At 40.1% G+C, this 24695-nt stretch carries 27 protein-coding genes and 2 pseudogenes; 22 read left to right on the top strand and 7 right to left on the bottom strand.

Translation table 11 applies throughout. The features are described from left to right. Nucleotides 1–20 precede the first annotated feature (20 nt). Complete coding sequence (locus RCG24_RS01535) at nt 21–161, top strand: YrzI family small protein (protein WP_202652425.1); 141 nt, start codon at nt 21–23, stop codon at nt 159–161. A gap of 604 nt (nt 162–765) precedes the next feature. Here RCG24_RS01535 and RCG24_RS01540 read toward each other — a convergent pair. Continuing rightward, nucleotides 766–915 carry a sporulation protein YjcZ gene (locus tag RCG24_RS01540; protein WP_202652427.1) on the bottom strand — a complete coding sequence of 50 codons (150 nt, stop codon included), beginning with the start codon at nt 913–915 and terminating at the stop codon, nt 766–768. A 154-nt stretch (nt 916–1069) separates the two neighbouring features. On the opposite strand from RCG24_RS01540, the gene RCG24_RS01545 reads away from it, so the two are divergent. Next, nucleotides 1070–2038: a F510_1955 family glycosylhydrolase gene (locus RCG24_RS01545; RefSeq protein ID WP_308078145.1), complete on the top strand. Its 969-nt coding sequence runs from the start codon at nt 1070–1072 to the stop codon at nt 2036–2038. Between the two features lie 72 nt (nt 2039–2110). Here the strand turns inward: RCG24_RS01545 and sigK are convergent, their stop codons facing one another. Continuing rightward, nucleotides 2111–2824 (bottom strand): RNA polymerase sporulation sigma factor SigK, encoded by a 714-nt coding sequence (gene sigK / locus RCG24_RS01550; protein ID WP_308078146.1) that lies wholly within the window; start codon nt 2822–2824, stop codon nt 2111–2113. A gap of 178 nt (nt 2825–3002) precedes the next feature. Then, nucleotides 3003–3542: a CDP-diacylglycerol--serine O-phosphatidyltransferase gene (gene pssA / locus RCG24_RS01555; protein WP_202652442.1), complete on the bottom strand. Its 540-nt coding sequence runs from the start codon at nt 3540–3542 to the stop codon at nt 3003–3005. 131 nt (nt 3543–3673) lie between these two features. Here pssA and RCG24_RS01560 point away from each other — a divergent pair, with 131 nt between their 5' ends. Continuing rightward, entirely contained in the window at nt 3674–4471 is a 798-nt protein-coding gene (locus tag RCG24_RS01560; RefSeq protein ID WP_308078147.1) for a phosphatidylserine decarboxylase, read from the top strand. Nucleotides 4472–4541: 70 nt separating this feature from the next. Here RCG24_RS01560 and RCG24_RS01565 read toward each other — a convergent pair whose 3' ends face one another. After that, nucleotides 4542–4682 (bottom strand): sporulation histidine kinase inhibitor Sda, encoded by a 141-nt coding sequence (locus RCG24_RS01565; protein WP_202652446.1) that lies wholly within the window; start codon nt 4680–4682, stop codon nt 4542–4544. Nucleotides 4683–5114: 432 nt separating this feature from the next. Here RCG24_RS01565 and RCG24_RS01570 point away from each other — a divergent pair. From RCG24_RS01570 to RCG24_RS01605, 8 genes and pseudogenes are all read left to right on the top strand, one after another. Beyond that, a pseudogene (locus tag RCG24_RS01570) lies at nt 5115–5629 on the top strand (YqeG family HAD IIIA-type phosphatase). A gap of 3 nt (nt 5630–5632) precedes the next feature. Further along, complete coding sequence (gene yqeH, locus RCG24_RS01575) at nt 5633–6742, top strand: ribosome biogenesis GTPase YqeH (RefSeq protein ID WP_202652450.1); 1110 nt, start codon at nt 5633–5635, stop codon at nt 6740–6742. A gap of 18 nt (nt 6743–6760) precedes the next feature. Continuing rightward, nucleotides 6761–7600 carry a shikimate dehydrogenase gene (gene aroE, locus RCG24_RS01580; RefSeq protein ID WP_308078148.1) on the top strand — a complete coding sequence of 280 codons (840 nt, stop codon included), beginning with the start codon at nt 6761–6763 and terminating at the stop codon, nt 7598–7600. Beyond that, nucleotides 7594–7884: a ribosome assembly RNA-binding protein YhbY gene (gene yhbY, locus RCG24_RS01585; protein WP_202652454.1), complete on the top strand. Its 291-nt coding sequence runs from the start codon at nt 7594–7596 to the stop codon at nt 7882–7884. The genes aroE and yhbY overlap by 7 nt, the downstream gene beginning before the upstream one ends. Nucleotides 7885–7896: 12 nt before the next feature. After that, nucleotides 7897–8466, top strand: a complete 570-nt coding sequence (locus RCG24_RS01590) for a nicotinate-nucleotide adenylyltransferase (protein ID WP_308078149.1) — start codon at nt 7897–7899, stop codon at nt 8464–8466. Continuing rightward, a complete protein-coding gene (gene yqeK / locus RCG24_RS01595) occupies nt 8456–9022 on the top strand; it encodes a bis(5'-nucleosyl)-tetraphosphatase (symmetrical) YqeK (RefSeq protein WP_308078150.1) in 567 nt (188 codons plus the stop codon). Before RCG24_RS01590 ends, yqeK begins: the two co-directional genes overlap by 11 nt. Nucleotides 9023–9025: 3 nt before the next feature. Further along, nucleotides 9026–9382, top strand: coding sequence for a ribosome silencing factor (gene rsfS / locus RCG24_RS01600; RefSeq protein ID WP_202652460.1), 357 nt, complete (start codon nt 9026–9028; stop codon nt 9380–9382). After that, complete coding sequence (locus RCG24_RS01605) at nt 9379–10146, top strand: class I SAM-dependent DNA methyltransferase (RefSeq protein ID WP_202652462.1); 768 nt, start codon at nt 9379–9381, stop codon at nt 10144–10146. The genes rsfS and RCG24_RS01605 overlap by 4 nt, the downstream gene beginning before the upstream one ends. 70 nt (nt 10147–10216) lie before the next feature. On the opposite strand, the gene comER is transcribed toward RCG24_RS01605, so the two are convergent. Beyond that, nucleotides 10217–11041, bottom strand: coding sequence for a late competence protein ComER (comER, locus tag RCG24_RS01610; protein WP_202652464.1), 825 nt, complete (start codon nt 11039–11041; stop codon nt 10217–10219). A gap of 87 nt (nt 11042–11128) precedes the next feature. Here comER and RCG24_RS01615 point away from each other — a divergent pair, with 87 nt between their 5' ends. The 3 genes and pseudogenes from RCG24_RS01615 (at nt 11129) to RCG24_RS01625 (ending at nt 14775) form a co-directional block, all read left to right on the top strand. Continuing rightward, entirely contained in the window at nt 11129–11776 is a 648-nt protein-coding gene (locus RCG24_RS01615) for a helix-hairpin-helix domain-containing protein (protein WP_202652466.1), read from the top strand. Nucleotides 11777–11908: 132 nt separating this feature from the next. Then, nucleotides 11909–12355 (top strand): annotated as a pseudogene (locus RCG24_RS01620) (ComE operon protein 2); the annotation flags it as partial. A 92-nt stretch (nt 12356–12447) separates the two neighbouring features. Beyond that, the gene (locus RCG24_RS01625; RefSeq protein WP_308078151.1) at nt 12448–14775 is read left to right on the top strand and encodes a DNA internalization-related competence protein ComEC/Rec2; all 2328 of its coding nucleotides are present in this window, start codon (nt 12448–12450) and stop codon (nt 14773–14775) included. 80 nt (nt 14776–14855) lie between these two features. On the opposite strand, the gene RCG24_RS01630 is transcribed toward RCG24_RS01625, so the two are convergent. Then, a complete protein-coding gene (locus RCG24_RS01630) occupies nt 14856–14990 on the bottom strand; it encodes a YqzM family protein (RefSeq protein ID WP_202652472.1) in 135 nt (44 codons plus the stop codon). Nucleotides 14991–15338: 348 nt separating this feature from the next. Here RCG24_RS01630 and holA point away from each other — a divergent pair, with 348 nt between their 5' ends. Next, entirely contained in the window at nt 15339–16355 is a 1017-nt protein-coding gene (holA, locus tag RCG24_RS01635; protein WP_202652474.1) for a DNA polymerase III subunit delta, read from the top strand. Between the two features lie 96 nt (nt 16356–16451). On the opposite strand, the gene rpsT is transcribed toward holA, so the two are convergent. Continuing rightward, nucleotides 16452–16712: a 30S ribosomal protein S20 gene (gene rpsT / locus RCG24_RS01640; RefSeq protein ID WP_202652476.1), complete on the bottom strand. Its 261-nt coding sequence runs from the start codon at nt 16710–16712 to the stop codon at nt 16452–16454. 202 nt (nt 16713–16914) lie between these two features. Between rpsT and gpr the strand changes: the two genes are divergently transcribed. The 7 genes from gpr (at nt 16915) to grpE (ending at nt 24677) form a co-directional block, all read left to right on the top strand. After that, complete coding sequence (gene gpr, locus RCG24_RS01645; RefSeq protein ID WP_202652478.1) at nt 16915–18033, top strand: GPR endopeptidase; 1119 nt, start codon at nt 16915–16917, stop codon at nt 18031–18033. Between the two features lie 102 nt (nt 18034–18135). Further along, a complete protein-coding gene (gene spoIIP / locus RCG24_RS01650; protein WP_308078152.1) occupies nt 18136–19329 on the top strand; it encodes a stage II sporulation protein P in 1194 nt (397 codons plus the stop codon). A gap of 18 nt (nt 19330–19347) precedes the next feature. Beyond that, nucleotides 19348–19674: a DUF3679 domain-containing protein gene (locus RCG24_RS01655; protein ID WP_308078153.1), complete on the top strand. Its 327-nt coding sequence runs from the start codon at nt 19348–19350 to the stop codon at nt 19672–19674. A gap of 107 nt (nt 19675–19781) precedes the next feature. Then, complete coding sequence (gene lepA, locus RCG24_RS01660; protein ID WP_308078154.1) at nt 19782–21617, top strand: translation elongation factor 4; 1836 nt, start codon at nt 19782–19784, stop codon at nt 21615–21617. 83 nt (nt 21618–21700) lie between these two features. Further along, nucleotides 21701–22843, top strand: a complete 1143-nt coding sequence (gene hemW / locus RCG24_RS01665; protein ID WP_308079082.1) for a radical SAM family heme chaperone HemW — start codon at nt 21701–21703, stop codon at nt 22841–22843. Nucleotides 22844–22921: 78 nt separating this feature from the next. Beyond that, a complete protein-coding gene (hrcA, locus tag RCG24_RS01670; RefSeq protein WP_308078155.1) occupies nt 22922–23953 on the top strand; it encodes a heat-inducible transcriptional repressor HrcA in 1032 nt (343 codons plus the stop codon). A 109-nt stretch (nt 23954–24062) separates the two neighbouring features. Beyond that, nucleotides 24063–24677 carry a nucleotide exchange factor GrpE gene (gene grpE / locus RCG24_RS01675; protein WP_308079084.1) on the top strand — a complete coding sequence of 205 codons (615 nt, stop codon included), beginning with the start codon at nt 24063–24065 and terminating at the stop codon, nt 24675–24677. Nucleotides 24678–24695: the final 18 nt, after the last annotated feature.

Here is a 24695-nt window from a genome sequence, read left to right on the forward strand (position 1 = left end):
ATTTAAAGGAAGTGATAAAAATGACCTTGAATATTTTATTTATGACGATCACAATTACAAAACGTAAAATAAGTCAAGAAGAAGCAATCCATCAGGAAATGGTGGAGAAACTCTATGAAGCGCATAAAGAGCGTCAAATGACCATGTATCGAATCATGTAATGTCCAACAAAATAAACGAAAGAAAGGTGGTTTTTATAATGATGTTTAAGTTGAAAGGCCGTGGAGATAGCATATGGGGTATGAAAGATACCACCTAGCCTAAGGAGAACTTACTGGGGGTGAATAAATAATGCCATTGCATATTTTATTATTATCCCTGATTTTTAAAGGGAAGAAAAAATACTAATACTATCATAAATTGTTCGGTTTGCTAAGAAATAAGACACTATGTTAACAAAATGTTCACATCTCCAAAAGGTAGATACTGTGAATATATGATAAATTTAAGGTACACAGGATCTGTCAAAGGGGTGGAGATATATGTTCTTAGTAGTGATGGCTTTCGTCATTACCGGAGTGATTGGATGTGTCATTTCGGCTGAGATCAGTGCAGAGGCATAGAAAGCACCCGTATTTTTATTGAAAATATGATCTGGAATAAGTAAAAGAGGCTGTCCGAAAGGTCATGGTGTCAGGCACCAATCAGGACAGTCTCTTTCCATTTATTCTTCAGTAAGTGTTACATGTAGGAATGATCAAAAAAATCTACAGCTAAATTTTGCCAAAATAATAGCTTATGCATACCGCATAAGCAGTAATGATGTTAATAAAAGGATGCATACCACCACCAGGCTCCAAAAATTACTAAAAGGATAAACAGAACGATGACGACTGCAATCCATATACCGCCCCACCCGCAGCCTCTATATGGTGCAAAGTAACCGTAGGAAGGGTACGGATATCCATAGGCCATGTGGAAACCCCCTCTCCCCCTTTCTTATTTCATAATATATGTAACTGGATATTAATTGCATAGGCTTAAGCGGAGAAAATGATTCGGATTATTTGACATCTGCAGCAATACTACGGTATAAGTGGAAGGATGAGGATTACCGGAGGGATTACAGGTGAAAAAGAGTTTACTGTTTAGTTTAATATCGATAGTCTTACTAATCGCTGCCGGCTGTACGAATAAAAGCGGGCAAGATTCTAAACCCGCTGGCGGCAATCATGCAAAAGCCAAAGTGAATTATGAAATAAAAGAAACGAAAGCGTTTAAGCTAAGCCGAATCTATGGCATCGGCTATCCCGGAAATGATGCAGGGCTTTATCTTGCCTCAAATGAAGGTTTAATCATATACAGGGCAGGAAAGTGGTTTGAATCAACGGCTAATCGACACCAGTATATTGGTTTTCAAGCGGTAAATACCGGGTTTATCGCAAGCGGCCACCCACAAAAGGGAACAGGCTATAAAGACCCGTTGGGCATTATGAAAAGCAATAATAAAGGAAAAAGCATGGAGCCAGTTGCATTTTATGGGAAGGCAAATTTTCACTTTTTAGCTGCTGGTTATGCAGGTCCTGATATTTATATGATAAATGAAAAACCGCTTGAACAGTTAAGCCAAGGGGTGAATTATTCCAAGGATAATGGTCAAAATTGGCAAGTGAGTAAGCTCAAAGGGTTTCAAGCGGATTCATTGGGAATGATTGCCGTCCACCCGGAAAAGGGGGATATAATCGCAATGGCTACGAGGTCAGGAATTTATTATTCAACCGACAATGGCAATACAATGAAACTTGTTACTGATCCATTTATGGTTACAGCTGTCACCTTTCTCGGCGATTCCCTGTTATTCTCCAGTGTCGAAGAGAATAAAATCCTGTTAAAAAGGTTAGATCCGGTAACAGGTAATCAAACAACGCTTAGCTTTCCATTTCTCGATTACGATAATCCGATTACTTATTTAGCAGTGAATCCGAAAAATAAAAAACAAATAGCCTTTTCAACTTATAAAAATGATGTCTATGAGTCAGTCGATGGTGGCGAAAAATGGATCAATCTTTTGAGCAATGGTAAAAAGGAGCTAGAATAATCTGGCTCCTTTTAATTCGAATCCAGCTCCACAAGGAATGCTTCGTCAGTGTAACCAAGGCGCTTGCGCTTTTTATTTTTTCTTTCGCTCTTTTTCAGCCCGGTAAAATTCATGGAACATTTTCATAAGAGCCCGCTTTTCAATTCTCGAAACATAGCTGCGGGAAATACCCAGTTCTTTGGCAATTTCCCGCTGTGTTTTTTCTTTTTGCAGGTCAAGACCAAAACGGCCAATAATTACTTCCTTCTCCCGATTATCGAGCACTTCGATATATTTTTTTATTTTTTCAAGCTCCATATTTAACTGAATCGTATCAATAACGTCCTCTGATTCCGATTTTAGCACGTCAATTAAGGAAATTTCGTTGCCCTCTTTATCCTGTCCGATTGGATCATGTAATGAAACATCTTTTTTTGTTTTCTTCAGCGCTCGTAAATGCATCAAAATTTCATTTTCAATACAGCGGGCAGCGTATGTGGCCAGCTTTGTCCCTTTACCTTCAGAATAGCTTTCAATCGCTTTAATCAGACCAATTGTCCCAATAGAGATCAGGTCTTCTGAATCTTCCCCGGTATTTTCAAACTTTTTGACAATATGCGCTACGAGGCGTAAATTATGTTCAATTAACATATTGCGGGCGTGCGGGTCCCCTTCTGCCATTAACCGTAAATACTTTCTTTCTTCTGCGGCGGATAGGGGCTGCGGAAAGGCATTATTCTTAACATACGATACAAGAAATAAAAACTCTTTCATTAAATAGCCAAGCGCCGTTAAGATTCCTGACATCCGTATCCCCCCCGTAACTTAGGTATTAGCCTAATATTAATTCCTATGAAAAAAACGGAAAATTGTGTCTGTCCCAGTAATTTTATTTAGGCAACTGTTTTAAAATAAAATAAAAGACCTACCAGGCACTGAAACCCAGTAAGTCTTTTTCAGGATAAGATTGAATAGCTGATTAAAATTAAACTTTTTTTAGCCTAAAGGTACTAACCATTAAGAAAGATAAAATGATAATCGTAAATAAGAACGTTTGGGGCGGAAGATAAGGTATCGCTAAAAAACTAAGGGTGGCAAGGCAGCCGGCAGCCGTGATTGGCAGCCCGGTAAAGTAACCATTACTTTCCGTAATATTAAATCTTGCCAGGCGAAAGGCACCGCAGCCAATGTAAAAAACAGTAAAGAATGAACCAGGTCCGCCGAATTCATGTAAAATTCCTTGGTAAAGTAATAGTGCAGGAGCTACTCCAAATGATATAATATCACTCATGGAATCCAGCTGCTTGCCAAGCTCGGATTCAATATTAAATTTGCGGGCAATCATTCCGTCGAATCGGTCAGCCAAGGCAGCAATAAAAATGAGCAACAAGCTTAACCGTAAGTTCCCATGTAAACCAAACACAATGGCAAATCCGCCTAACGATAAATTAATCAAGGTCATGACATTGGCCGTTTGTGATTTCAATTTTTTAATCGTTTGGTCCAATACATCCAATAAAAACACTTCTCCTAACCACTCCTTTCTTTACAGGGAGGGAAATATTTGGCAGTTTTGCTTTATTCTATATTATTTAATTCTAAAACTTTTATGTCTATTCGTAAAGAGTATTTTTACACTTTTTGGAGGGTCATTTCATGCTTCAGTTTTTTTATCGTCTTCTAATTGAATTAACCAATGGCAGGTGGTCATCGGCAATTTTAAAGAAATTCACCCGTTCTCGAATCAGCCGGGTGGTGGTACCGTCATTTGCGAAAGTATATCATCTGAATCAAGCGGAAATGGTGAAAGGTTTACGAGATTACCCTACACTCCATGATTTATTTATTAGACAGTTGAAAAAGGATGCCAGAGCGATTGATCAAACGATGGATTCAGTAGTCAGCCCCGTCGATGCCGTGATCGAAGATTTTGGGCGGATTACAGAAACAAACGAAATGATTGTCAAGGGAAAACCCTATTCTATCGAAGAAATGCTTAGTGACCGTGACGTGGTATCAAAATATCTAAATGGGACATATATGATCCTCTATTTAAGCCCGAGTCATTATCATCGGATTCATAGTCCTGTTGATGGTATTGTGACTAAGCAATGGACGCTAGGCAGAAAATCTTATCCGGTAAATAAATGGGGGATAAAATATGGCGTTCGTACACTGGCCAAGAATTATCGGGTAATTACCGAAGTTAAAACGTCGGCCGGCCATGTTGCCATTGTCAAAGTGGGGGCGATGTTTGTTAATTCTATTGAAACAACCTTTCGGGGTACTGAATTGCAAAAGGGTGAAGAAATAGCTTATTTTAGTTTTGGGTCAACGGTAGTTTTATTATTTGAGCCAGGAATCTTTCAGGTGGACCCATCCATTCGCACACCAAAAGAAATTAAAGTGGGCGAAAAAATGGGTACGTTACAGTTAAAGAAAGTGGAGCATTAAGACATGTATTAGTTTTTTCTTATAACATTGAAAGATGCGCCCAAAAAAAGAAGCGCCCTTTACGGGCAGCTTAGGAAGTTAGTTTTATTTTATGATATAAGGACCGGCGGCGAATTTCAGATTCAATCAGTTGAATAAAATCTTGGCTTAATTTTAGTTCTTTCGCTTTATAATAAGACTCGATTAATAATTCATCCGACAGTCTCTGCATGTCGGGGTTCACCTCCATTCATAAATTAAAGGTTCTAAAAATCGGAAAAGATTCATAAAATAGTACATTCCATTGGTGTACCCTTAATCTACCAAATTTATTCAACTAGAACAATCGTTCTAGTTATCCACAAAAGAAGGTGGATAACTTGTGGTTAAATTGTTTATAAACGGGTGAGATCTGTATGATTCAATGGGTATAATGTTAATAACTTTATCCACAGGTGATGAAAAGGATGATTTTTGTCGAAAAATTTTTTACAAAAATTCATAGAAATGCCATAATTAATTGGAATCCCGATTGCAAAGACAAATCGGGTGATGAAAAAAATTACACTGTTGATTAAAATGAACTATATCCTTTGAAACAGAGGATAAAATTGGATAGAATGGTACAAGAAATGTTTGACTTACATAATGAGGTGTAAACTTAGTGCTAAAACAATTTTTACCGAATGAACATTTTAAAAGTGTTCTTGATATATCACCAGAAAAATTAAAAGCAAGAGGAATAAAAGGAATCATTACTGATTTGGATAATACCCTGGTGGAATGGGACCGTCCAAGTGCGACACCACAGTTAGTGAAATGGTTCGATGAGATAAAGCAAAATAATATCATGGTTACAATTGTTTCCAATAATCATGAAGATCGGGTCAAGGCATTTGCTGATCCACTGCAAATTCCCTTTATCTTTCAAGCACGCAAACCTTTAGGAAGAGCGTTTAAGCAAGCCCTGGCTCAGATGGGGATGCAGAAGGATGAGGTCGTAGTTATCGGCGATCAATTGTTAACCGATGTTTTGGGCGGGAATCGGAGCGGTTTTCATACCATCCTGGTGGTGCCGGTTGCCCAGACCGATGGCTTGGCGACTAAATTTAACCGTTTTGTTGAACGCAGAATTATGAATTGGTTCCGAAAAAAGGTATGTTACGGTGGGAGGATTAAGCAGTGAGTAACCAGCAACATATTTGTATTGGCTGCGGCGTTACGATCCAGTCAGAAAATCCGGAAGAAATCGGCTATGCTCCAGCATCTGCGCTTGAAAAGGAAATGATTATTTGCCAACGCTGCTATCGCTTGAAGCATTATAATGAGATTCAAGACGTTCATTTAACCGATGATGATTTTTTAAAAATTTTACATGAACTAGGCAATAGGGAAGCACTTATTGTCATGATCGTCGATATATTTGATTTTAACGGCAGCTGGCTGCCTGGCTTACATCGCTTTGTCGGCAAAAATAAAGTCGTCCTGGTTGGAAATAAACTTGATCTATTGCCCAAATCGGTAAAGCATAACAAGTTAATTCAGTGGTTGAAGCATGAGTCAAGAGAACTTGGCTTAAGACCTGACGAAGTCTTCCTGGTAAGCGCCGGAAAAGGTTGGATGATGAAGGAAACGGCAGCATCCATCGATGAACTGCGCAATGGCAAAGATGTCTATGTGGTAGGCTGCACCAATGTGGGGAAATCGACGTTCATTAACCGTATCATAAAAGAGGTTACAGGTGAAGGGGATGTGATTACTACTTCTCATTTTCCGGGAACGACATTGGATATGATTCGAATTCCACTTGATGACGGCAGAGCCCTAATCGATACACCAGGGATTATTAACCATCATCAAATGGCCCACTTTGTCACAAAACAAGATTTAAAAGTGATAACACCTAAAAAAGAAATTAAACCTAAGGTGTATCAATTAAATGAAGGACAGACGTTGTTTTTTGGGGGATTGGCCCGGTTTGATTATATCAGTGGCGGTCCAAAAAGGTCCTTCGTTTGTTATTTGGCCAATGAATTAACGATTCATCGAACAAAAACAGACAAAGCAGCGGAGCTTTATAAAAATCATGTTGGGGAAATGTTAACACCTCCAGGGCGGGAACAAATGGATTCGTTTCCGGATCTGGTGAGGCAGGAATACATGATTAAAGAGGCAAAGACAGATATTGTCTTCTCCGGTCTAGGCTGGATCACGGTGAATGAACCGGGAACAAAGGTGGCTGCCTACGTTCCAAGAGGTGTGCAAACGGTATTACGGCGGTCATTAATCTAAAAATGGGATGGAGAATAAATGAAAAAACTATTTGCTGTTATCGGCGATCCAATTGGGCACTCAATGTCTCCTGTAATGCATAATGATTTATTTTCATTTTATCAAATAGATGCCACCTACGTCCCCTTTCAGGTCAAATCAGAAGATTTACAGGATGTCATGAAAGGACTGAAGGCAATGGGAGTGGGCGGCTTTAATGTGACCGTACCGCATAAGAGTGCAATCATTCCCTTCCTCGACGAGGTGGACGAATTAGCCGCCCGCATCGGTGCCGTAAATACAGTGGTCAATGAAAATGGCAGGCTAAAAGGTTATAATACGGATGGTCCCGGTTTTCTGGAGGGGTTAAAGACCCACATCTCTACAGTAGCTGGAAAAAAAGTTTTAATCATCGGGGCAGGCGGTGCTGCGCGGGCCATCTATTTTACATTGGCAAAAGAAAAACCTTTGGCGATAGATATGGCCAACAGGACAATTGAAAAGGCCGAACAGCTCATCGCAGATTGCCCATACACCGTTTCTTCAGCGGCCCTTAGCTTAGCAGAAGCAGGAAAAAATTCAGGGGAATATGATTTGATCGTTCAAACAACATTGATTGGTATGGCCCCAAAAACGGCAGAACAGCCGCTGCAATTAAGCAGTATAAAGAATCAATCGTTGATTTGTGATATAATATACAATCCGTTGGCGACTAAATTTTTAACGGCAGCCAAGGAAAAAGGAGCAAGTATCCAAAACGGAATTGATATGTTTGTTTATCAGGGAGCACTGGCTTTTGAAAAATGGACAGGAGTTTTCCCTGATGTACAAAGAATGCGAGCAAATGTTTTAAAACAACTAGGAGGTAATCCATGTTAACGGGTAAGCAAAAAAGATTTTTACGATCGAAGGCGCACCATTTAGATCCCATTTTTCAAGTGGGCAAAGGCGGAGTGAACGAAAATATGGTCAAACAGATTGCAGAGGCCCTTGAGGCAAGAGAGCTTATTAAAGTCAGTGTGCTGCAAAACTGTGAAGAAGATAAAACGATCGTTGCTGATGAACTGGCTGAAGGTTCGGGTGCAGAAATTGTCCAAATTATCGGGAATACGATTGTGCTATATAAGGAATCGGCCGAAAATAAACAAATTACTCTTCCATAAAGGGGGGCTGACATGAAGAAGGTTGGGATATTGGGCGGCACCTTTAACCCGCCACATTATGGGCATTTGTTAATCGCGAGTGAGGTCCAAGAAAGCCTCCACCTTGATAAAATCTGGTTTATGCCCAATCATGAGCCGCCGCATAAGCAAAAGCCGGAATCTGCCAATGATCAGAACCGACTGCAAATGTTGAAACTTGCTGTCAGCGGAAATCCTGGTTTTCAAATTCAAACGATTGAGCTCGAACGAGAAGGACCGTCTTATACGATTGATACGATGAAATTGCTCAATGAAAAGTATCGCGATCATCAATTTTACTTCATCATTGGCGCTGATATGATTGAATATTTGCCGAAATGGTATAAAATTGATGAACTTGTGAAGCTTGTGCAGTTTGTCGGTGTCGCACGGCCATCCTATAGCCGCCAAACAGATTATCCGGTTCAATATGTCGATGTTCCGGTAATCGATATATCGTCAAGTATGATTAGAGAGCGGCTTCATAACGGGAAATCCGTAAAATACTTATTGCCTGACAATGTTATTGCCTATATTAAGGAGAATCATTTATATGGAACGTGAAAAGGCTTTAAAGCTTGTAAAGGAACAATTAACTGAACATCGGTATCAGCATACGCTGGGGGTAATGGAAACGGCCATCTCCTTGGCGCGGCACTATCGGGCTGATGAAAAGAAGGCAGAGCTGGCGGCGATATTTCACGATTACGCCAAATTTCGTCCGAAAGAAGAAATGAAACGAATCATCATTGACCAAGGATTTCCCAGCGATTTACTTGAATATAATCCTGAACTATGGCATGCACCTGTTGGCGCTTATTTGACAAAAACAGAAGCGGGAATCACTGACCGGGAGATTCTTGACGCCATTCGCTACCATACATCTGGGAGACCGGGAATGACACTGCTGGAAAAAATCATTTACCTCGCTGACTATATTGAGCCGGGCAGGCATTTTCCCGGAGTTGACGAGGTCCGGAAATTGGCGCAGGAAAGCTTAAATCAGGCATTAATAAAATCACTCCAAAATACGATTATCTTTTTATTGAAAAAGAACCAAATGGTCTATCCGGAAACATTTCACACGTATAATGATTTGCTCAAAAAACAGGAGGCTTGATGAATGGAAAAACAGGAATTGCTTAAACTGACTGTAAAAGCTGCGGATGATAAACGCGCGGAAAATATTGTCGCTCTGGACATGCAAGGGATCTCCCTAATTGCCGACTATTTTATTATTTGCCACGGTAATTCCGATAAACAAGTACAGGCAATCGCCAGAGAAATCCGGGAAAAAGCGTTGGAAAAAGGTTATCAGGTAAACAGAATTGAGGGGTTTGAAGAAGCCCGCTGGGTGTTGATCGATTTAGGCGATGTAGTGGCCCATGTGTTCCATCGTGAGGAACGAATTTATTATAATTTGGAACGGCTTTGGGGAGATGCCCCCAGGGTAGATGTTCTTAGTGAGTTAAATTCATGAGCTATCAACAGTTTGCCTATCTTTATGATGAACTGATGAAAGAAGCCCCATATGATCAGTGGGTACAGTTTGTCAAAGAAAAACTTGCAAACTGCAATAATCTGGGATTTTCCAGCACTACAAGCCAACTGCGTTTACTTGATGTAGCCTGCGGTACCGGTGAGCTTTCCGTCCGCTTCGCTAAAGAGGGATTTCAGGTTACAGGTGTTGATTTGTCTGAGGATATGCTGGCGGTTGCCCAAGCAAAGGCAGCAGCAAATGGCATAGAGATTCCGTTTTACCAACAGAATATGGCGGAGCTTGAAGGTTTGGGGCAGTTTGATGTAGTTGGTATCTTTTGTGATTCGCTCAATTATCTGGAAACAGAAGAGCAGGTAAAGGACACCTTTTTACATGTTGCCGAGCATTTAAAATCTGGTGGGTTATTTATTTTTGATGTCCATTCCATTTATAAAATGACTAAAGTTTTTATTCGGCAAACCTTTGCCTTAAGTGACGAGCCGATATCTTATATTTGGAACAGCTTTCCTGGTGAATACGAGAATAGTGTGGAACATGAGCTAAGCTTTTTTGTTTTGGATGAATCCAGCGGTAAATATGACCGCTACGATGAACTCCATTTTCAGCGAACTTTTTCGCTTGAACAATACTCCTCCTGGCTCATGGAAGCTGGCTTTGAACTTTTGGATATTAACGCTGATTTTGAACATATCGCACCGCACGCTCAGTCAGAAAGAATATTCTTTGTTTCGGTAAAAAAATAAAAACCATCTTTTTTCGAAAAAGATGGTTTTTTGTCGTAGATCTTGCAGGAATTTCTCAAAAAAAGTCGAATTATAAGTTTGAGAATTGCATCTCAACTTTTTCAAGCTCTTCTTTAAACTTTTCCTGAGTTGCCTTGAAAAGGTGTTCAAAAACGTCTCCAAGCTCCTTCTCCAATACCTTTATACCTTCACCGGTGATACCGCCTTTAACACATACCTTTTCCTGCAGGGATGGCAAGGTGTAATGACCTTGTTTTAATAATTCCCCGAGACCGATCGTCATTTCACTTGCCAAAGTGGTTGCTGTATTTTCATCGATTTCCGTTACATTTACCGCAGCAATAATAAAGCGTTGCAGCAAATAGCTAAAGAAAGCAGGACCGCAGCTGACAATATCGGAGGCAACTCTGGTAATATTTTCATCAATCATTAATGGGACTGATATTTTCGATACTAAATCTGTAATTGTGGTCTTCCAATGTTCATGACAATTTTCCCCATATGTGATCAATGATATTCCCGCCAAAGCCCGATTGGTAATACTCGGAATGACTCTCGCCACTGAACAGGGTACTTTTGATTCGATTTGACTTGTATTGATAGGACTGGTAATCGAGACAAGACATTTTTCTTTCGTCAAAAAAGGCAGTATCTCATCAATTATTTTAAATACATCTAATGGCTTGACACAAATAAATAGTAAATCGGATTCTGCTGCAACCTCTATGGCATTTGCCCCGACTTGGATCTCTTCATATTTATCTTTAAGCACCATCGCTTTTGCAATCGTCCTATTTGTGATCATCATGGAAGAAGGGGAAATGGCTTTTCCATCCAATAAGGCCTCCACCAATATCCTTCCCATATTACCAGTACCGATGATCCCTATATTCATGATTCCCACCCTCCCTTACGTGCAGGTTTCTTTTATAACCATATGATTCTTAAGAATGAAATATACCTTTTGAAAGGATGGATTCCAATGAAGGACTGGATAATGGGGCACAAGAATTATTTATTTGCCGCCGTTTTGCTGCTTATTGGCGGTATTTATTACTTTACTAACAATAGTAATAAGGAGGATCAGCTGCTTTCGACTACTTCCACTGCCGAAGCGGAACTTGGTTCGGCCAATCAAGAATCAGGAAAGGAAAAACAAAAAGATGAATTGGAACAACCCGAATCCATTATGGTTGATGTAAAAGGACAAATCCATAAACCGGGGGTTTATCAAGCACATAACGGGGAGCGGGTCATTGATGTCATTAACCGGGCCGGCGGGGTAACCGAAAAAGCTGACAAAACCCAAGTGAATTTTGCCGAACATATTCAAGATGAAATGGTGATTTACATACCGGCAAAAGGAGAGGAAGGGCTAATGACACCTGCTCCATCAGCGGGTAGCGGAGTGACAGCAAATGGGTCCGCTAGTCAAGCAAAAATAAACCTGAATCAGGCAGATGCGACTGAACTGCAAAATCTTCCGGGAATTGGGCCGGCGAAAGCGGCGGCAATTATTGAGTACCGGGAAACAAGCGGTGCTTTTCAAACAGTTGAAGATTTAAAAAACGTCAGTGGAATTGGCGATAAAACATTTGAAAAGCTAAAGGATTTGGTGGATACTCGTTAATGCTTTCGATTGACCATCCACGCCGGGAACATTACACTAAAAGAAAAGTCCGCTTCTGCTTCGGTGAAGTATGCTATTGTTTAAACGCGGGTATTGGACAAACCATTTACATTTTTTCAGGGAGTGGGAATCATGGATCGAATATCATGGGATCAATATTTTATGGCTCAAAGCCATTTGCTTGCATTAAGAAGCACTTGTACAAGGCTGACAGTAGGGGCAACTATCGTTAGAGACAAGCGGATTATTGCGGGAGGCTATAACGGCTCCATAGCTGGCGGTGATCATTGTATTGATAAAGGCTGCTATGTGATTGATAATCATTGTGTCAGAACGATTCACGCTGAAATGAACGCCCTATTACAGTGCGCCAAGTTTGGGGTGCCAACGGATGGTGCCGAAATTTATGTCACCCATTTCCCGTGTCTCCAGTGCTGCAAGGCCTTAATTCAAGCGGGGATTAAAACGGTTTACTATGCACAGGATTATAAGAATCACCCTTACGCGATTGAATTATTTGAGCAGGCAAACGTTAAAGTGGAAAAAGTTGAATTGACCGAGCAGGTCATTGATTTTCGAAAAATAAGTCAATAACATCCCCTTATTTGCGCCGGTGCCATCACCGGCGTCCCCAATGCAAGTGCAAATAACTTAAATGGGAGAAGAGAATCATGACTGGAAAATATTTTTATTTTGCGTTGGCAGCATTATTAGCTGTTTTGGCTGCCGAAGTTAAATTCCTTCCCTTCTTTTTGTTAACCCTTCTTTATTTTTTTATGTTACATAGATATAAACATTTTAATTCTCCCCAATTATTGCTGGTTGCCGGGATTTCCATTATTTATTTGTTCTTGGGCCAAGCGGCAGCTTTACAACATAAAACCAACATCCCCGAGTCAACAACTACATTTATGATTGAATACCTTCAGCCTCCTAAAATCGATGGTGACCTGTTACAAGTAGAAGCGAGGGAGTTACACTATAAGGAAAAGTTAATCATTCGTTATAAAATAAAGTCAGAAGCAGAGAAAAAAGCACTGAAGCAGCAAAATTATTTTCAATATGTGTCCAAGGTGACAGGCACCATATCAAAGCCGAAAACAGCCAAAAACCCCAATAGCTTTGATTATCGAAAATATCTGGCAGCAAGAAGCATTTATTGGATTGTTGAACTGCAAGAATCCCCCTTTCAAGATTGCCTCAAAATTAAGCCTTCGCCTTTGACCATATTAAAACAGCTTCGGCATGATGGGATCCGTTATTTAGAGGGTCATTTTCCAGCGGAAGTTGCAGGACTATCCGCCGCATTAATTTTTGGCGACAGAAGTATGCTGGACCCTGGTTTATTGGGGGCATATCAAAGTACGGGAATTGTTCACCTGCTGGCAATATCAGGGCTCCATGTGTCACTGTTAGTCGGGATGTTTTTCGTCCTCGGAATTCGCTGCGGGTTCACAAGGGAATTCATGACCAATTTTCTGTTACTGTTGTTGCCAATCTACGTTGTTCTCACCGGTGCTTCTCCATCAGTAATCAGGGCGGCCTTAATGATTTTTCTTGTTTTGCTTACCGCTAAGTGGAAGCAATATTTAAAATTGCTGCCGATCGATGCTGTAAGTGCAGCTTTAATGCTGTATTTGTTGTTTAATCCGATGGTCATCTTTGATGTTGGATTTCAGCTTTCCTTTTCTGTAAGTGCAGCCATTATTTTAACGGCACGGCAGATCATTAATCGTTATAAAGAAAACAGCAAAAGAATCTTGGTTACTTCTATTACTGCCCAGTTGGCAGCGTTGCCTTTTTTGCTATACCACTTTTTTGAAATATCACTGATTGGTATTTTCGCCAATATGTTTTATATTCCGCTTTTTTCCTTTGTTTATCTTCCAGGGCTTTATCTGTTATTTTTTATGCAATTCCTATTTGGTATAACGCCGAAAATTTTGCTGCAATTGTTTTTATCTGTGATCAGCTTTTCAAATAAAGTGATTACGTTCCTTGCTGATTTTACGGTTTTCTCGTTCATCCCCGGGCGTCCCAGTCTATTTGAGTTGCTGATTTATATCTGCATAATCCTTGCTGTGTTCTATCTGTGGGAAGTAAGGACCTATCCAAAAAGAAAGCAGCGCCTGCTCCTATTGACAATAATACTATTTACATTCCAACCAATCTGTAATTGGTTAACTCCTTTTGGCGAGATTACGATGATCGACGTCGGACAGGGTGATAGTATTTTCATCCGGCTTCCGTTTGGAAAGGGAAATTACCTGATCGACACGGGAGGTACAATGAACTTTTCTAAGGAACCGTGGCAAATGCGGGCAAAAACTTATGAGGTGGGAAAAGACGTTGTTGTTCCATTCTTAAAAGGAAAAGGCATCACTAGAATAGACAAATTAGTCTTGACACATGGCGACATGGATCATATCGGTGGGGCTTTCTCCCTAATCAATGAAATGGAGGTTAAAGAAATTCTGCTGCCTGCAGTTGCTGAAACCACTGAGACGGAGCGGGCTATTGTGGAACAGGCTAAAAACAACGGCATTCCTGTTTTAAGGGTTGCAGCAGGTGACAAGTGGACAGTCAGGGGAAATGAATTTTCCATTCTTGGACCGGAAAGAAATTTCAGCGGTGAGATAAACGGAGGCTCGATTACCTTATATGCCAAGATAGGTGGACTAAGCTGGTTTTTTGGCGGTGATCTTGATCAAGAGGGCGAAGAGAAAATAATCAATCACTACCCCAAATTAACCGTTGATGTCCTTAAAACAGGTCATCATGGTAGTAAAACCTCCAGTGCCGACGCATTTATCCAGCAAATAGAGCCCAAGATTGCCCTCATATCAGTTGGCGAAAACAATCGCTATGGTCATCCGCATCAAGAAGTGTTGACACGCTTCCAACAACAGAATACGAAAATTTTCCGGACGGATAGGCAAGGAGCCATTACATACCGATTTTATCGTGGAAAAGGAACCTTTTCGACGTTTTTGCCATAAGATAAGGTAGATTCTTAAATAAAGAAAAAAGAGACCATTTCTAAGGATAGTCTCTTTGTTAGAAGTATGTAGCTGGTCACTTAAGCACCGACAAGCTTAACGACTGTTGCAATAATAAACATTGTTGCGAAAAAACCAAAAGATACGATAAAGCCAACCCCTGAATCAACTGCATCGTTACGCGTACATTGCGGATTTTTTTCAAATTCGTTCACAGTCCACCCCTCCTATTTCAACATATAGTATAAGCGATTTATCAAAAAAAATCTAGCCTGCCCACATCGTTTTCCTGTACTGACAAGAGTTGTCACAAATGTTTGAAGCCGATAAGGCTACAATAACATTAATAGCTTGGAGTCCCGCTTGATTTTCAGCAGTTCCTAGGGCTGCTGCATCAGGCGTTCATTATAGATCGGGAATTGGCTACTAGGATTCAGCTGCCAATTCCCTCTTTAATTGTCAGTAAAGAAAGCAGTCCCCCTTTTTCCTTGCTTTTAATACTTGTCAAATGGAGCAAGCTTCATTACGATAATAAGGAATGAATTTTTAGGGGAGCGCTGAAAATGGTATTAGAAGCTTGGCGGAGAATTGAACAAAAGGAAATAGCTCCTATTTATTTAGTATATGGAACGGAAGCCTTCTTAATCAATCAAACGAAAAACCTTATTTTAAATCAGATGTTGACAGAGGAAGAAAAAGATTTTAATTTTGCGGTCTATGATTTAGAAGAAACACCGATTGAAGTTGCTGTGGAGGATGCAGAGACTTTTCCATTTTTAGGAGAAAGGAAAGTAATTTTCTTACATAGTCCAACCTTTTTAACGGCTGAGAAGGCTAAGGAAAAGGTTGATCACAATTTAAAAAGATTTGAGGCCTATTTACAACAGCCCGCACCATATACGGTCATGGTCATCTCGGCACCATATGAAAAATTGGACGAACGAAAAAAGATAACCAAAGAGCTGAAACGAAAAGCAGAAGTCATTGAGGCAAAAAAATTAAATGAATTTGAACTCAAAAAATGGATAAAGGATCAAGCAATATCCCGCGGTCTGGAAATAGACGACAGGGCAATAGAGCAATTGCTTACACTTGTTGGTACAAATATGTTTATGATTGTAAGTGAACTGGATAAAATCACCCTATATGCAGCAGATGAGAAAAGAATTGATGTTAACCTGGTTGAAAAATTGGTGGCAAAATCACTGGAGCAAAATATTTTTACGTTAATTGAAAAAGTTGTCCAGCGCCGGCTCGATGAAGCATTAAGAATTTATTATGATCTGCTGAAACAAAATGAAGAACCGATTAAAATTTTGGCTCTCTTAGCGGGACAGTTTCGCTTGATTTATCAAGTAAAGGAATTATCACGCAGGGGGTATGGTCAGCAGCAAATTGCTGGCTTTCTAAAGACCCATCCTTTTCGGGTAAAACTGGCACTAGGACAGGCTGCTAAATTTACCGATGAGGAACTGATGAAACTAATGGCTCTTCTTGCCGATGCAGATTATCAAATGAAGACCGGCGGCATGAACAAGTCATTGTTGATTGAGATGTTACTATTTGGCATGAAAAAATAAAAACGATTCCTAAAAGCAGGAATCGTTTTTATTTAAAAGATTAAGAAAGTATAAATTTTCGACTTTGAGAATTGTCCAGCGCTTGCGCTTTTCTAATTACAAAGCATTTACCTTTTTGGTTAAACGTGCCTTTTTCCGGGCAGCAGCGTTTTTGTGGATTAAACCTTTTGCGGCAGCTTTGTCTAATTTGCTTGCAGCAGCACTTAGTGCTTCTTTCGCAGCAGCGGCATCATTTAGAGTAACGGCAGCTTCTACTTTTTTAACAGCAGTACGCATCGCAGATTTTTCCATTGTATTTTGAGCATTACGTGCTTCGCTAGTTTTTACACGTTTGATAGCAGACTTAATATTAGGCATTCCATTCACCTCCTAAAAAGAATCGAGACTATATGAACTCGACTTACACATTCATAAACGATTATTGCAACAAGAGATATTTTATCAAACAGAAACCCATATTGCAATATCGAATTCATTGGTTAAACGAGATTAACTTGCATGATTTACCTGAAAAAAGGTGAAAATAGAAGATAGTTTTATGCTTAGGGGTGATTCGTGAATGAAACAGTCGATTGACTTAAGTAACTATTCTGTACGGACAGATCTGGCGATTGAAGCCAGGGAAATGGTTCTGGAGCAAAACTCGGTTGACCAAGAAAAAAATCTCTCGAACATTGAAGGAGTCATCATTAAAGAAAAAGAAGTGGATAACATAAAAATTTCTTTAGTGGAAGTAACAAAACAGGGCGAACAGGCAATTGGCAAGAAATCAGGAAGATATTTAACTCTGGAAGTCCAAGGCATTCGGGAACAAGATACCGGCGTCCAGCAAAAGACAGGAGAAGTATTTTCCCGAGAATTTGCTCATTTCTTGGAAAGCATCGGAATTAAGAAAACCGATTCATGCCTAGTCGTCGGTCTTGGTAATTGGAATGTGACGCCTGATGCACTCGGACCGATGGTCTGCGAAAATCTGCTCGTCACCCGACATCTCTTTCAACTTCAGCCGGAAAATGTCGCAGATGGTTACCGCTCTGTCAGTGCTTTATCCCCCGGAGTGATGGGACTGACTGGGATTGAGACGAGTGATATCATTTTTGGAGTGGTGGAGAAAACAAAACCCGACTTTGTTATTGCCATCGATGCTCTAGCATCCAGGTCGATTGAACGGGTAAATTCCACGATTCAAATTTCCGACACCGGGATCCACCCTGGATCAGGGGTGGGGAATAAACGCAAGGAACTGAGTAAAAATACATTAGGGGTACCCGTTATTGCCATTGGAGTTCCTACAGTTGTCGATGCTGTTTCGATAACCAGTGATACGATTGACTTTATCCTTAAACATTTTGGTAAAGAGTTGAGAGAGGGAGACCGCCCGTCAAGAGCGTTGGCACCGGCGGGCATGACGTTTGGCGAACGCCGCAAATTAACCGATGATGATCTTCCGGACGAAGAACATCGCAAGACATTTCTGGGGATCATCGGGACATTAGATGAGGAAGAAAAGCGGAAATTAATCCATGAGGTGTTATCCCCATTGGGTCATAATTTGATGGTAACACCAAAGGAAGTGGATGTATTTATCGAAGATATGGCTAATCTCCTAGCCAATGGGTTAAATGCTTCGCTTCATGGCACAGTTAATCAGGATAATGCGGGATTTTACACAAGATAAGAAATAACAGCTAAAAAAAATCCTCTTAAAACATTCAAAACGGTTCTACCAATTCTAGTAATATCATAGTATTTACTAGAATCTGTTTTGCGGGGTGGGACCATGAAAAGAGCTTCAGGAACATTTGTCTTCGTTAAGGGGACAAGCTTACTAAAAGCCGCTGCAGCGCTGATACTCTTTATGCTATTGATTTTCTCGATTAGCGGCCTGTTAACTTCATTAAAGCCACAATACAGATTAACTTCTGCCTCTGTTAATCAAGCAGCAACTAATGTAAATGGCGAATTGCTTTATCAATTGATGGGCTGGGAAAATCACCATTTCTTATCGGTGAAGCCCAATACATCCGAGCCCAAGTTAACAAATATTGTCTTCAAGCTGGCAAGCAATATTAATTTGGATGATCCAAGAAGTCTGCTTGGTCGGGAATTGCCGGGATTCTTCCAATTTGATGGTCAGATTCTCGTAGCCGGTGAAGGAACCAATTATACAAACATGCCGATGGAGTCGGCACCACCACTGGAGATTATGAAAGCAGAACGCGAGGCAGCACTGCAGAATTTGGAGGATCTGGAAAAAACGGAAGAGAGAACGCCGATTACTCCGGGACAAACAACCGGTGGGCGGAAAGTGGTTTATCTGTATTTTTCACATAACCGGGAATCCTATCTGCCATATCTTAAAGGGATAAATAATCCGGACTTTGCTTATCATTCGAAAATAAATGTGACAAATATTGGTGATCGATTAAAATCTAGATTTGAAGAACAAGGAATTGGAACATATGTTGATAAAACAGATATACAAGGGAATTTGAATAAAAAAGGCTTGAATTATACTCAATCTTATCTGGAGTCCCGATCAGTTGTTCAAGCTGCAATGGCGGAGAATCGTGACTTACGATATATTATCGATATTCATCGTGATGCAAGCCGTAAACAGGCAACAACGGTCACGATAAACGGAAAATCGTTTGCAAGACTAGCCTTTATTATTGGAGGAAAAAACCCGAATTACGAAAAAAATTATAAACTGGCGGAAGAACTCCATAATCTTCTACAAAAAAAATATAAAGGGTTAAGTAGAGGAGTAATTTTGAAAAAAGGTGCTGGATCTAACGGTGTCTATAATCAAAACATATCTGAAAATGCGATATTAATCGAATTTGGCGGTGTTGATAACACTTTTGAAGAGTTAAATCGCTCAGCTGATGCACTCGCCGATGTGTTTAGTGAGTATTACTGGCAGGCAGAAAAAGTAAATAAGGATATGGAACAGTCAAAAAATAAACAATAGAAGTAAGGGATCGATCATATGAAGATGTTCATGCTAAAAAGTTTTCTATTAGCGGCATTAATGTTTATTGCCGTATTAACGGGGATGGAACTCGCCAATAATGGAATTCACAAAATGAAGGGGTATCATGACCCAAATTTTCAAACTCCTATTTCTATCAATGAAGACAACAGAGAATTTAATGCCACATTCATGGGAACAGACATCTCCAGTCATGACATCGAAGCGAAAAAAAAGCAGCTGGAAGAAATAAATGGATTTAATTTCTTTTCTTCAATGGGGAAAAAATTGTCTGGCGGATTGTCTAGTGCTTCGGAAAAATTGATTCAGCTGATAGCGAAGTAAAATAATTGCGGTCTATTTGGTGGCCGCTATTTTTATTGAATCTTGCAATTCGTGCTGATATAATCAAGAATAGTTTACGTGTGGCGTGTTTAGTAGGAGTGAACGACATGAATAGAGAAGGACGACTTAAAAGACAATCTAAAATTAGAAATTTTTCAATTATTGCTCATATTGATCATGGAAAATCAACATTGGCAGATCGTATTTTAGAAAAAACGAATGCCCTTTCATCCCGTGAAATGAAAGATCAACTGCTAGATTCGATGGATTTGGAAAGAGAACGAGGGATTACGATCAAGTTAAATGCTGTCCAATTAAGCTATAAAGCAAAAGATGGCGAAGAATATATTTTTCACTTAATTGATACCCCCGGGCATGTCGACTTCACGTACGAGGTATCCCGCAGTCTTGCTGCTTGTGAAGGGGCCATTCTCGTAGTCGACGCAGCCCAAGGAATTGAAGCACAAACATTGGCCAATGTATATTTAGCACTTGATAATGATCTGGAAATTTTACCGGTGATTAATAAAATTGATTTACCAAGCGCTGATCCGGAAAGAGTTCGCCATGAAATTGAAGATGTGATTGGCTTGGATGCATCGGAAGCTGTTTTGGCTTCGGCAAAAGCCGGCATTGGAATTGAAGAAATCTTAGAGCAGGTGGTTAAAACCGTACCTGCACCTACAGGAGATCCTGATGCCCCGTTAAAAGCGTTGATTTTCGATTCCTTATACGATGCGTATCGCGGCGTTGTTGCCTATATTCGTGTTGTCGACGGGACGGTCAGGGCCGGAGACAAAATCAAAATGATGGCCACCGGCAAAGAATTTGAAGTAACCGAAGTTGGGGTTCATAATCCAAAAGTGACCCCATGTGATGAATTAACCGTTGGGGATGTCGGCTATTTGACGGCGGCGATCAAACATGTTGGGGATACCCGTGTCGGGGATACGATCACAAATGCCAAAAATGGTGCAACCGAGCCCCTCCCTGGTTACCGCAAGCTCAACCCGATGGTTTATTGCGGGATGTATCCGATTGATACGGCAAAATTTAATGACCTGCGTGAGGCACTTGAAAAGCTGCAGTTAAATGATTCTGCGCTGCAATTTGAACCGGAAACCTCTCAGGCACTTGGTTTTGGCTTCCGCTGTGGCTTCTTAGGGCTGCTTCATATGGAAATTATTCAGGAACGAATCGAGCGGGAATTCAAAATTGACCTCATTACCACGGCACCAAGCGTTATTTACCAAGTTTACATGACGGATGGTACGCTGATTAATGTTGATAACCCGTCTAATATGCCGGAACAGGTAAAAATTGACCGCGTCGAGGAACCGTATGTTAAAGCCACAATGATGTCGCCAAATGACTATGTCGGGGCCATTATGGAGCTTTGCCAGCAAAAACGGGGAAATTTTGTGGACATGCAATATTTGGATGAAAATCGGGTCAGCATCATCTACGAGATTCCATTAGCTGAAATCGTTTATGATTTCTTTGACCAATTGAAATCAAATACTAGAGGATATGCTTCCTTTGACTACGAGCTGATCGGATATAAACCGTCGAAACTGGTGAAAATGGATATTTTGCTTAACAATGAAAAAGTGGATGCTTTAAGTTTCATTGTTCACAAAGATTTCGCCTATGACCGCGGCAAGATCATTGTTGAAAAATTAAAGGATTTAATTCCGAGACAGCAATTTGAAGTTCCGGTGCAGGCCGCTATCGGGACAAAAATTGTTGCCCGCTCGACAATTAAAGCCATGCGCAAAAACGTTTTGGCGAAATGCTACGGCGGTGACATTTCGCGTAAACGGAAACTGCTGGAGAAACAAAAAGAAGGTAAAAAACGGATGAAGCAGGTAGGTTCTGTTGAAGTACCTCAGGAAGCGTTTATGGCCGTCTTGAAAATGGATGATAACAACTCAAAAAAATAAACAAATGGGAGGTTGGACAAGCGGGATTTGGTGTCTAGCCTCTTTTTATTAATTCGAAAAAACCCGCAGGGAAGGTGAAACAGATGATGAAAGCAGCCTATCTTCATATCCCGTTTTGTGAACATATTTGCTATTATTGTGATTTTAATAAGGTATTCTTAAAAGGCCAGCCCGTCGATGAGTATTTACAAGCATTGGACGAGGAAATGAACATAACGCTTCAGGAGGTTCCTGCTGAGAAATTGGCAACGATATTTGTTGGTGGCGGCACGCCAACGTCATTAAACGAGCAACAGCTTGAGCGTTTTTGCCAGAGTATTAACAATCGTTTGCCAAAAGCCGAGGACAGTGAATTTACCTTTGAGGCTAATCCGGGGGATTTATCAAAGGGAAAACTACAAATATTAAAAGATGCCGGCGTCAATAGAATCAGCTTAGGCGTGCAAACCTTCAATGATGAATTACTGACTAAAATCGGACGTGTTCATCGGGCCAATGATGTTTTTTATACGATAGAAACGATCAAAACAGCCGGCTTTGATAACATTAGTATCGATTTGATGTTTAGTTTGCCGACGCAAACCCTAACAGATTTTAAACAAACATTAAATATCGCCTTTTCATTAGACCTGCCGCACTATTCTGCCTACTCGTTAATGATTGAGCCTAAGACCGTATTTTATAATTTACAGAGAAAAGGCAAGCTGCCTACACCGGGGGAAGAGATCGAGGCGCAAATGTATGAAGTCTTAATGGAGGAAATGGATAAGCATGGGCTCCGCCAATACGAAATCAGTAATTTTTCCAAACCAGGTTTTGAAAGCAGGCATAATTTAACCTATTGGAATAATGAACCTTATTTTGGTTTTGGTGCTGGGGCACATAGTTATATAGAGGGATTTAGAAGATCTAATTTTGGTCCGCTAAAAAAATATATCGAGTCTCTTGATAATCGTAAGCTGCCAATTTTCGAAACACACCGGGTAACACGTTCGGAACAAATGGAAGAAGAGATGTTTTTGGGATTGCGAAAGACAGCAGGTGTATCCATCTCCAAGTTTATTGAAAAATTTGGTCAAGACCCACGGCATTTATTTGCCGACGAAATCGCCGATTTAACGAGAAAACAGTGGATAGAAGTGACAGCAGATAATATATATTTAACAAAACAAGGCCGGCTTTTAGGAAATGAAGTTTTCCAAATGTTTTTAGGTGTGTTTGATTGACATCCTTAATACTTTTTTGATAATTTATTAGTATAATTAGCACTCGGGTAAGAGGAGTGCTAACAGAGGTGATGAATAATGTTAACCGATCGTCAATTGTTAATTCTTCAGGTGATTGTTGATGACTTTATTCGTTCCGCACAGCCCGTAGGCTCAAGAAGTTTGTCCAAAAAAGAGGGGATATCTCTTAGTTCGGCAACTATACGCAATGAAATGGCCGATTTGGAGGAAATGGGATATATTGAAAAAACCCATACTTCTTCCGGAAGAGTTCCATCCGTTAAAGGATATCGCTATTATGTTGATCATATGCTTTCACCGCAAAGGTTAACTCAGCATGATATTTCCATTATTAAATCCATTTTTGCTGAGAAAATTGTTGAATTTGAAAAGATTATTCAAAGATCAGCAAGTATCCTTTCTGATTTAACAAACTATACGTCAATCGTTCTCGGACCTGCTGTTAGTGAGAATAAGCTTAAAAGGATTCAGATCATTCCTGTAAACAAGGAAACGGCTGTGGCCATTTTTGTTACAGATACAGGTCATGTTGAGCACAAAATGTTTTCGCTCCCAGCATCAGTGAATCCCGGTGATATTGAAAAAACCGTCAATATTTTAAATGAACGATTAAACGGGGTTCCACTGGAAGAGTTAAACGATAAAATATATAAGGAAGTAGCTGTGCTGTTAAAACAGCATATTCAAAATTATGATTCAATGCTGCATACCTTTGCTCAGCTGTTAAAAATGCCAATTACCGAAAAATTATTCTTTGGCGGTAAGACGAATATGCTAAGTCAGCCGGAATTTCATGATATTGATAAAATACGTGACCTGATGATGATGATTGATCAGGAAGAATGGATTTCAAGTATCATCAGAAATAATACTAAAGGAATTCATGTGAGAATTGGCAGTGAGAACAATAATAAAATTATGGATGAATGCAGCTTGATTACGGCAACCTATTCTGTCGGTGAAGAAAAGTTAGGAACAATTGCTATCCTTGGTCCTACCAGGATGGAATACTCACGGGTTATTGGTTTACTGCAGTTTCTTAGCAGGGACCTAACAGCCGTGTTGACCAAGCTGTATCAAAATAATTAGCTCTGGTAATATTGAGTAAAGGTGAAATATTCCTTTTTATTTCACTCCTTTTACCCTGAAAAATTTCGCTTATTATATCGTTAAATCATTTGAGGGAGGTGAGCAAGTGATGAAAGATAACGGCCAGACAATGAATCAAGAAAATGAAGACGTAAAAAATGAAAATATTGAGATGACTGATGATAAAACTAATCAACAAGTTCTCGAGGAAACGGAAGCTGTTGAAAAAAATACAGCCGAAGAAGCGAATCCGGCTGAGCAGCTGGAAAAGCTCCAGAAAGAAATTGAACAGTTAAACAGCAAGCTGGAGGAAGCGAATAACCGCTACTTACGGCTACAAGCTGATTTTGACAATTTTCGCCGTCGCACACGGTTAGACCAAGAGGCAAGTGAAAAGTATCGCGCCCAAAGTATCGTAACAGATTTACTTTCTGTCTTGGATAATTTTGAACGAGCACTGCAAATAGAAGTTGATAATGAGCAAACAAAATCATTGCTTCAAGGTATGGACATGATTTACCGCGGTCTTTTAGATGCGTTGAAAAAAGAAGGTGTCGAGCCAATTGAAGCTATCGGGAAAGAGTTTGATCCGCACATGCACCATGCGGTTATGCAAGGATCGGATGAAAATTATGGTCCTGGTGTGGTAATCGAGGAGTTTCAAAAAGGCTATGTGTTAAAGGATCGGGTAATTCGTCCGTCCATGGTTAAAGTAAATCAGTAACCTACATATTTTTTCAAG

This window comes from Neobacillus sp. OS1-32 (assembly GCF_030915425.1).
In the GTDB taxonomy this organism is placed as follows: Bacteria; Bacillota; Bacilli; order Bacillales; family Cytobacillaceae; genus Neobacillus; species Neobacillus paridis.